Below are 10203 nucleotides of genomic sequence, written 5' to 3'. Positions count from 1 at the left end.
CGGAGAGCACCCATGACCACGCCCCACGACAAGGTAGTCGCCGCTCTCCGGTCCTCGATGAAGGAGACCGAACGGCTGCGCAAGCAGAACCGGCAGCTCCTGGACGCGGCCGCCGAGCCCGTCGCCGTCATCGGCATGGGCTGTCGCTACCCGGGCGGCGTCGCCTCGCCCGAGGACCTCTGGGACCTCGTGGCGGGCGGCACCGACGCCACCGGCGGCTATCCGGAGGACCGCGGCTGGGACCTCGGCGCGCTGGCGGACGCCGGCGTCGACGAGCGCGGCACCCGCGTCTCGCGGCGCGGCGGCTTCCTCGACTCGGTGTCCGGCTTCGACGCCGACTTCTTCGGCATCTCGCCGCGCGAGGCCGTCTCCACCGACCCCCAGCAGCGCCTGCTGCTGGAGACCTCGTGGGAGGCGTTCGAGCGGGCCGGCCTCGACCCGGCGGGCCTGCGCGGCAGCCGCACCGGCGTCTTCCTCGGCACCAACGGCCAGGACTACGCGTACCTGCTGGTGCGCTCCCTGGCCGACGCCACCGGCGACATCGGCACCGGCATCGCCGCCTCGGCGCTCTCCGGCCGACTCTCCTACACCCTCGGTCTCGAGGGCCCGGCGGTGACGGTCGACACCGCCTGCTCGTCCTCGCTGGTCGCCCTGCACTGGGCGGTCCAGGCGCTGCGGGCCGGCGAGTGCACGCTCGCCGTCGCGGGCGGCGTCAACGTGATGGCGACGCCCGGCTCGCTGATGGAGTTCTCCCGGCAGGGCGGACTGGCCTCGGACGGGCGCTGCAAGGCGTTCGCCGACGGGGCCGACGGGACGGGCTGGGCCGAGGGCGTCGGCGTGCTGGTGCTGGAGCGGCTGTCGGACGCGCGGCGCAACGGGCACCCGGTGCTCGCGGTCGTCCGGGGCTCGGCGGTGAACCAGGACGGCGCGTCCAACGGCTTCACCGCGCCCAACGGGCCCTCGCAGCAGCGGGTGATCCGCCAGGCGCTGGCGAACGCGGGGCTGTCGGCCGCCGACGTCGACGCCGTCGAGGGCCACGGGACGGGCACGCCGCTCGGCGACCCGATCGAGGCGCAGGCGCTGCTCGCCACGTACGGGCAGGGCCGGGAGGACGGGCGGCCGCTGTGGCTGGGCTCGGTCAAGTCCAACTTCGGCCACGCCCAGGCTGCGGCCGGGGTCGCGGGCGTGATCAAGATGGTGCAGGCGCTGCGGCACGGTGTGCTGCCGAAGACGCTGTACGCGGACACGCCGTCCTCGCGCGTGGACTGGTCGGCGGGCGCGGTGCGGCTGCTGACCGAGGCGCGCGAGTGGCCGGGGGACGAGCGGCCGCGACGGGCGGGGGTGTCCTCCTTCGGGATCAGCGGGACGAACGCGCACGTGATCGTCGAGCAGGCGCCTGTCGTGGATCAGGCGGAGGCGCCGGGCTCGGCGCCTGGCGTGGTGTCGTGGGTGGTCTCGGCGAAGTCGGAGGAGGCGCTCGACGCGCAGCTGGAGCGGCTCGGCGGCGTCGTCGGCTCGCCGGTGGACGTGGGGCTGTCGCTGGCCGGGCGGTCGCGGTTCCGGCACCGGGCGGTGCTGGTGGACGGGGTCGAGGTTGCGCGTGGGGTGGCGGGGGAACGGTCGACGGCATTCCTGTTCTCGGGGCAGGGGTCGCAGCGGTTGGGGATGGGGCGGGAGTTGTATGCCCGGTTCCCGGTGTTCGCGTCGGCGTTCGATGCGGTGTGTGTCGCGATGGACGTGCCCTTGCGCGAGGTGGTGTGGGGTGACGACGCCGAGCTGCTGAATCGGACGGACTTCGCTCAGGCGGGGTTGTTCGCGGTCGGGGTGGCGCTGTTCCGGTTGCTCGAATCGTTGGGTGTGGAGCCGGAGTTCGTTGCGGGGCATTCGATCGGTGAGATCGCGGCTGCGCATGTGGCCGGGGTGTTCTCGCTGGAGGATGCCTGCACGCTGGTGAGTGCTCGTGGGCGTCTGATGCAGGCGCTGCCGTCCGGTGGCGTGATGCTGGCGGTGCAGGCTTCGGAGGACGAAGTCCTGCCGTTGCTGGGCGAGTTCGTGTCGATCGCGGCGGTGAACGGTCCGACCTCCGTGGTCGTCTCGGGCTCTCTCGAAGCGGTGGCGGCGATCGAGGCGCACTTCGCGGACCGCAAGACCACGCGGCTGAAGGTCTCGCACGCGTTCCACTCGCCGCTGATGGATCCGATGCTGGAGGACTTCCGCGAGGTCCTCAACGGGCTGACGTACCAGGCCCCTTCGATCCCGCTGGTCTCCAATCTGACCGGCTCCCTGGGCGAGGACGTCACCACGCCCGACTACTGGGTGCGTCACGTCCGTGAGGCCGTCCGTTTCGCCGACGGCCTCGACGCCCTGCGCGCAGCCGGCGCCACGGCCTTCGTCGAGCTCGGTCCGGACGGCGTCCTCGCCGCCCTCGCCCAGCACGAGTCGGACGCCCCCGCCCTCCCGCTGCTGCGCCGTGACCGGCCCGAGGAGCAGACCCTCGTCACCGCCCTGGCCCGCCTGCACGTCACCGGCGTTTCCGTCGACTGGGCCCGGCTGTTCGAGGGCACCGGCGCCCGCCGCGTCGACCTGCCGACGTACGCCTTCCAGCACGAGCACTACTGGCCCGCCCTGGGCAGCGGCGTCGGCGACGTCGCCTCCGCCGGTCTGCTGGCGGCGGACCACCCGCTCCTCGGGGCCGCTGTGCCGCTCGCGGGCACGGACAGCGTCGTCTTCACCGGCCGGCTCGCGCCCGGCACGGCGGTGTGGGACGGCGACGCGGACGTCTTCCCGTCGGCCGGGTTCCTGGAGCTGGCGATCCGGGTCGGCGACCACGTCGGCTGCGACCGGGTCGAGCGGCTCACCGTGACCCGGCCGCTCGCGCTGGACGCGGGCACCATGCTCCAGGTCCGGGCCGGTGCGCCGGACGGGTCGGGGGCGCGGACGGTGACGTTCTTCTCGCGCCCCGACGGCGGGCTCGACGAGCCCTGGACCGAACACGCCACCGGGGTGCTGACCACGGGAGCGCGCGCCGCCGACTTCGACGCGGCGGTCTGGCCGCCGGCCGGCGCGGTCGCGGACGACGCGGTCACGGACGGCACCGGCGTCTGGCGGCGCGGCGAGGAGACCTTCGCCGAGGCCGAGCTCCCGGCCGAACTGGCGGGCACGGCAGCCGGGTTCGGGCTGCACCCCGCGCTGCTGGCCGCCGTCCTGCGGGCGGACGGCCGGGGGCTCGTCCCCGTGGCCTGGTCCGGGGTGTCGCTGCACGCCACGGGCGCCACGGTGGCGCGCGCCCGGCTGGTGCGGACGGGCGCGGACACGGTGTCGCTGGCCCTCGCCGACGCGGCGGGCGAGCTCGTGCTCTCGGCGGAGTCCGTGGAGCTGGGTGAGCCGGCCGCCGCCTCTCACGGGGCGAACGGGTCATTGCTGCGGCTGGAGTGGATCGCGGCTACGCCCGTCCGGCCGGTGGGCGTTCGGTCCGTGGAGGTCGCCGGGCTGTCCGAGCTCGGCGACGACGTGCCGGAGGTCGTGGTGGTCCCGGTGGCGGGCGGTTCGACGCCCGAGCGGGTGCACGAGGTGACGGCGTGGGCGCTGGGCCTGGTGCAGGAGTGGCTGGCGGGGCCGCGCTTTGCGGATGCCCGCCTGGTGTTCGTCACCCGGGGCGCGGTCGACGGGGTGTCGGACCTCGCGGGCGCTGCCGTGTGGGGTCTGGTGCGGGCGGCCGAGTCGGAGAACCCGGGCCGCTTCGTGCTCGTGGACACGGACGGCGAGCTGCCGTTGGACGCCGTGCTGGCGACCGGCGAGTCGCAGGTGGTGATCCGCGAGGGTGCCGTGCGCGTCGGCCGGCTGACCCGCGCTCCCGGCGGTGGGTCGTCCGCGGGCTGGGGCGAGGGAACGGTCGTCGTCACGGGCGGCACTGGCGGTCTTGGCCGTCTCGTCGCACGCCACCTGGTGGCGGAACACGGCGTCCGGGACCTGCTGTTGCTGAGCCGCCGCGGGGGCGTCGGTGTGTGGCTGGAGGACCTGCGCGAGCTGGGCGCCGACGTCGAGGTCGTGGCCTGTGACGCCGCCGACCGCGAGGCGCTCGCCGAGGCCCTGAAGGGCCGGACGATCACGGGCGTCGTGCACGCGGCCGGTGTGCTGGACGACGGCGTCGTGAGCGCACTGACGCCCGAGCGACTCGCTGCCGTCCTGCGTCCCAAGGTCGACGCGGCGTGGAACCTGCACGAGCTGACCAAGGACCAGGACCTCAAGGCCTTCGTCCTCTTCTCGTCCATCTCCGGTGTCCTGGGCAGTGCCGGCCAGGGCAACTACGCGGCGGCGAACGTCTACCTCGACGCGCTTGCCGTCCGGCGCCGTCAGAACGGCCTGCCCGCCCAGTCCCTCGGCTGGGGCGCGTGGGTGCCGACCGCCGGCATGACGGGCACGCTCACCGAGGCCGACCTGCACCGCATCCGCTCCTCCGGCGTCCCGCCCCTGACCGAGGAGGACGGTCTCGCGCTGCTCGACGCCGCGATGGCCGTCGACGAGCCGTACCTGGTCGCGACCGGCCGCATGGCCTCCGGCGCCCGCCCGCGCGGCGAGGTGCCGACGATGTTCCGCGCCCTCCTGCCCGCCGGGCGCCGTACCGCCGTGAGCACCACCGGCACGGCCCTCGCCGCCCGCGTGCACGAGCTGCGCGAGGGCGACCGCCTGCGCCACCTCGTCGACCTCGTCCGCGCGGAGGCCGCCGGCGTCCTCGGCCACGCCTCGGGCCAGGCGGTCGACCCCGCGCGCGAGTTCCGGGACCTCGGCTTCGACTCCCTCACCGCGATCGAGCTGCGCAACCGCCTTGCCGACGTCACCGGGCTGCGGCTGCCGGCGACCATGGTCTTCGACTACCCGACCCCGCACGCCCTCGCCGCGCACCTACTCGGGGACCTCCTCGACGATGAGGACGACGTGGCGGCCCCGGTGGCCACCACCGCCGACGCCGGGGAGCCGATCGCGATCGTCGGCATTGCCTGCCGCCTGCCGGGCGGCGTGCGGACCCCCGAGGACCTCTGGCGGCTCCTGAGCGAGGGCCGCGACGGCATCACCGACTTCCCGACCGACCGCGGCTGGGACCTCGACGCGCTCTTCGGCACCGGCCACGGCGTGAGCGCCACCCGCCAGGGCGGCTTCCTCGCCGGCCTCGGGGACTTCGACGCGGGCTTCTTCGGCATCTCGCCGCGCGAGGCCCTCGCGATGGACCCGCAGCAGCGCCTGCTGCTGGAGACGTCCTGGGAGGCCTTCGAGCGGGCGGGCATCGACCCGACCGCGCTGCGCGGCAGCCGGACCGGCGTCTTCGTCGGCACGACGGGCCAGGACTACGCCTCGCTGGTGATGAACTCCCGGGAGGAGGTGGAGGGCCACGCGAGCACCGGGCTGGCCAACAGCGTGATCTCGGGCCGGGTGTCCTACTGCTTCGGCCTGGAGGGCCCGGCGCTCACGATCGACACCGCCTGCTCCTCCTCGCTCGTGGCGATGCACCTGGCCGCGCAGTCCCTGAACAGCGGCGAGTGCACCCTGGCCCTGGCCGGCGGCGTGACCGTCCTGTCCACACCGATGAGCTTCCTCGGCTTCACCCGGCAGGGCGGGCTCGCGACGGACGGGCGCTGCAAGGCGTTCGCGGACGGTGCGGACGGGACGGGCTGGTCGGAGGGCGCCGGCGTGCTGGTGCTGGAGCGGCTCTCGGACGCCCGCAGCAACGGGCACCCGGTGCTGGCCGTCGTGCGCGGCAGCGCCGTCAACCAGGACGGCGCCTCCAACGGTCTCACCGCCCCCAACGGCCCGTCCCAGCAGCGCGTCATCCGGCAGGCGCTGGCGAACGCGGGGCTGTCGGCGGGAGAGGTCGACGCCGTCGAGGCGCACGGCACGGGAACGACGCTCGGGGACCCGATCGAGGCGCAGGCGCTGCTCGCCACGTACGGGCAGGAGCGTGAACTCCCGCTGTTCCTCGGCTCGGTGAAGTCCAACCTCGGGCACACCCAGGCGGCGGCCGGGGTCGCGGGCGTGATCAAGATGGTGGAGGCGATGCGGGCGGGCGTGCTGCCGAAGACGCTGTACGTCGACGCGCCGTCCTCGCACGTCGACTGGTCGGCCGGCGCGGTGGAGCTCCTGACGGAGGCGCGCGAGTGGCCCGAGGCCGGGCACCCTCGCCGGGCCGGGATCTCGTCGTTCGGGATCAGCGGGACGAACGCCCACGTGATCGTCGAGCAGGCGCCTGTCGTGGATGGCGCGGAGGCGCCGGGCTCGGTGCCCGGCGTGGTGCCATGGGTGGTCTCGGGAGCGTCGGAGGACGCGCTGGACGCGCAACTGGCCGGGCTCGCCGGGGTGGCCGGCTCGTCGGCGGACGTCGGGTTGTCGCTGGCCGGGCGGTCGCGGTTCGGGCACCGGGCGGTGCTGCTGGACGGCGCCGAGGTGGCGCGTGGCACGGCGGGAGAGCGGCGGCTCGCGCTGCTGTTCTCGGGGCAGGGGTCGCAGCGGCTGGGGATGGGGCGGGAGTTGTATGCCCGGTTCCCGGTGTTCGCGGAGGCGTTCGACGCGGTGTGTGCGCAGTTCGATCTGCCCGTCCGCGATGTGGTGTGGGGTTCGGACGAGGAGCTGCTGGACCGGACGGAGTTCGCCCAGGCCGCGTTGTTCGCGGTCGAGGTGGCGTTGTACCGGCTCGTCGAATCGCTAGGCGTGCGGGCCGAGTTCGTGGCCGGGCACTCGATCGGTGAGATCGCGGCTGCGCATGTGGCCGGGGTGTTCTCGCTGGAGGACGCCTGCACGCTGGTGAGTGCTCGTGGGCGTCTGATGCAGGCGCTGCCTTCCGGTGGCGCGATGCTGGCCGTGCAGGCTTCGGAGGACGAAGTCCTGCCGCTGCTGCGCGACTTCGTGTCGATCGCGGCCGTCAACGGTCCGACCTCCGTCGTCGTCTCGGGCTCTCTCGAAGCGGTGGCGGCGATCGAGGCGCACTTCGCCGACCGCAAGACCACGCGGCTGAAGGTCTCGCACGCGTTCCACTCCCCGCTGATGGATCCGATGCTGGCGGACTTCCGCGAGGTCCTCAACGGACTGACGTACCAGGCCCCTTCGATCCCGCTGGTCTCCAACCTCACCGGTGAGCTCGGCGGCGAGGACGTCACCACCCCCGACTACTGGGTGCGCCACGTCCGCGAGGCCGTCCGCTTCGCCGACGGGATCCTCGCCCTCGACGCAGCCGGTGCCACGGACTACCTGGAGCTCGGCCCCGGTGGCGTGCTCACCGCCCTCGCCGTGCAGAACCTCGACGAGGGCGCCGACCGCGTCGCCGTCCCCGCGCTGCGCCGCGACCGGCCCGAGGAGCACACCCTCGTCACCGCCCTCGCCCGCCTGCACGTCACCGGCGTGCCTGTCGACTGGGCCCGGCTGTTCGACGGCACCGGCGCCCGCCGCACCGACCTGCCGACGTACGCCTTCCAGCACGAGCGCTACTGGCCCGCCCAGGCCGCGCACACGGGCGACGTCACCGGCGCGGGCCTGCAGTCGGCCGAGCACCCGCTGCTGGGCGCGGTGGTCTCCCCGGCCGACTCGGGCAGCGTGCTGCTGACCGGCCGGCTGTCGCTGAAGGCGCAGCCGTGGCTGGGCGACCACCGGGTGGGCGGCGTGGCCGTGTTCCCGCCGACGGGGTTCCTGGAGCTGGCCGTCCGGGCCGCCGACCAGGTGGCCTGCGACCGGGTCGAGCGGCTGACGCCGGCCGAGCCGCTGGTGCTGCCCGAGGACGGCGCCGTCGTCGTCCAGCTGGCGGTCGGCGCGCCGGACGAGGCCGGGACGCGTTCTCTGAGCTGCTACGCCCGGCCGGCGGAGGCCGTGGACGGCCCGTGGACCTGTCACGCCACCGGCACGCTGGCCGTGGGCGAGCGGGAAGACGACTTCGACGCCTCCGCGTGGCCCCCGGTGGACGCGGTGGCGGTGGATCCGGCGTCCTGCCACGACCCGCTGGACCACGGCCCGGCGTTCCGCACGCTGCAGGCGGTGTGGCGGCGGGGCGACGAGGTGTTCGCGGAGGCCGTCCTGCCGGGGCGGGCCGAGGACGCGGCGCCGTACGGGCTGCATCCGGCGCTGCTGGAGGCGGCCGTCCAGATCGCCGCCCTCATTGGGGCGGACGACGGCGCGCGGCTGGTGCCCACGGACTGGCGCGACGTGGCGCTGCACGCGACCGGTGCGGCCGTCGTGCGGCTGCGGGTCGCGAGGGCGAGCGAGGACGCGGTGTCCGTGGAGGTCGCCGACGCGGCGGGCGGTCCCGTGCTGTCGGCCGGGTCGCTGACGCTGGGCGAGCCGGCCGCCGTGGCCGAGCGAGCCGACCTGGCCGGGGCGCTGCTGCGGCTCGACTGGGTGGACGTACCGGCGCGCGCCACCGCGCCCGTGCGGGCCGTCACGCTGGGCGAGGACGTGCCGTCGCTCGCCGACGTGACGGGAGCGGTGCCGGAGGTCGTGCTCGTGCCGGTGGCGGGCGGTTCGACGCCCGAGCAGGCGCACGAGGTGACGGCGTGGGCGCTGGGCCTGGTGCAGGAGTGGCTGGCCGAGCCGCGCTTCGCCGACGGCCGCCTGGTGTTCGTCACCCGGGGCGCGGTGCCGGGCGGCGAGGTCGCGGACCTCGTCGGCGGCGCGGTCTGGGGTCTCGTCCGGGCGGCCGAGGCGGAGAACCCGGGCCGGTTCGCCCTGCTCGACGTCGAGCGTGCGTCGGACGTCGAGGCGGCGCTGCCCGTCCTCTGCGCCCAATTGGACGGCGGCGACTTCCAGTTCACTGCGCGTGCCGGAGCCGTCCGAGTGGGCCGGCTGGACCGGGTGGCTCCTGGCGAACCCTCGAAGGGCTGGGGCACGGGCACCGTGGTGATCACGGGTGGCACCGGCGGTCTGGGCCGTCTCGTCGCCCGGCATCTCGTCGCCGAACACGGCGTGCGGGAGCTGCTGTTGCTGAGCCGCCGTGGTGGCGCGTCCGAGCTGGTGGAGGAGCTGGCGGGGCTGGGTGCCCGTGCGGAGGTCGTGGCTTGTGACGCGGCCGACCGCGAGGCGCTTGCGCAGGCCCTGGGCGGTCGGACGATCACGGGTGTCGTGCACGCGGCCGGTGTGCTGGACGACGGCATCGTCACCGCGCTGACCCCCGAGCGCCTGTCGGCCGTCCTCCGTCCCAAGGTCGATGCCGCCTGGAACCTGCACGAGCTGACGAAGGACCAGGACCTCAAGGCCTTCGTCCTCTTCTCGTCCATCTCGGGCGTGATGGGTACGGCCGGCCAGGGCAACTACGCGGCAGCCAACGTCTACCTCGACGCGCTTGCCGTCTGGCGCCGTCAACAGGGCCTGGCCGCCCAGTCCCTGGGCTGGGGCGCCTGGGTGCCGACGGCCGGCATGACGGGCACGCTCACCGAGGCCGACCTGCGCCGCATCCGGGCCACCGGAGTCCCGCCCCTCACGGAGGAACAGGGCCTCGCCCTGCTCGACGCCGCCATGGGAACCGACGAGCCCTACCTCGTCCCCATCGGCCGCGCCACCGGCCCGGCCCGGATGCCCGGCACCGTGCCCGCGCTGCTGCGCGGCCTCGTCCGCGGCGCCCGCCGCACGGCGGAGTCCTCCGGCGGCCGCACCGGCGCGGTGGCCGCGCTCGCCGCCCGCCTCTACGAGCTGCGCGAGGCCGACCGCCTGCGCCACGTCGTCGACCTGGTCCGCACCGAGGCCGCCGGCGTCCTCGGCCACGCCTCGCCGCAGGCCGTCGCCGCCGACCGGGACTTCCACGACCTCGGCGTGGACTCCCTCACGGCACTCGAACTGCGCAACCGCCTGACCACCGTCACCGGCCTGCGCCTGCCCGCGACCCTGGTCTTCGACCACCCGACCTCCGCCGTCCTCGGCGCACACCTGCTCGGCGTGCTCCTCGACGAGCAGGAAGCGGCGGACGGCGCCGCGCTGTTCGGCCAACTCGACCGCCTGGACGCGGCCCTGGCCGACGCGGACACCGACGAGGCGACCCGCAACGCGGTTTCCCTCCGGCTGCGCCGAATGCTGGAGAAATTGCGAAACCAGGACGCGCAGAATGCCGAGGACGCCATTGCGGAGCGGCTCGAAGCAGCGAGCGCGGACGAGGTCCTGGCCTTCATCGACAACGAGCTCGGCCGTCTGAGCGACCGCTGACCGACCCTGCCTCATCACAGGAAGGCACCATCCCCC

Annotated in this window: 1 protein-coding gene; it reads left to right on the top strand. The window is 74.8% G+C overall.

The window, feature by feature from the left end; all coding sequences use genetic code 11:
• Nucleotides 1–12: 12 nt before the first annotated feature.
• A complete protein-coding gene (locus ACFVSN_RS29600; RefSeq protein ID WP_387956879.1) occupies nucleotides 13–10167 on the top strand; it encodes an SDR family NAD(P)-dependent oxidoreductase in 10155 nt (3384 codons plus the stop codon).
• The last annotated feature ends 36 nt before the right edge of the window (nucleotides 10168–10203 follow it).

This window comes from Kitasatospora sp. NPDC057904 (genome assembly GCF_042887925.1).
Classification (GTDB): Bacteria; Actinomycetota; Actinomycetes; order Streptomycetales; family Streptomycetaceae; genus Kitasatospora.
Note: the sequence above shows the minus strand (reverse complement) of the source record. Positions and strands in the feature narration are given on the sequence as shown.

Excerpts from the sequence above, each read along its gene's own strand:
- ACFVSN_RS29600 (WP_387956879.1), top strand. The coding sequence starts at position 13 with ATGACCACGCCCCACGACAAGGTAGTCGCCGCTCTCCGGTCCTCGATG.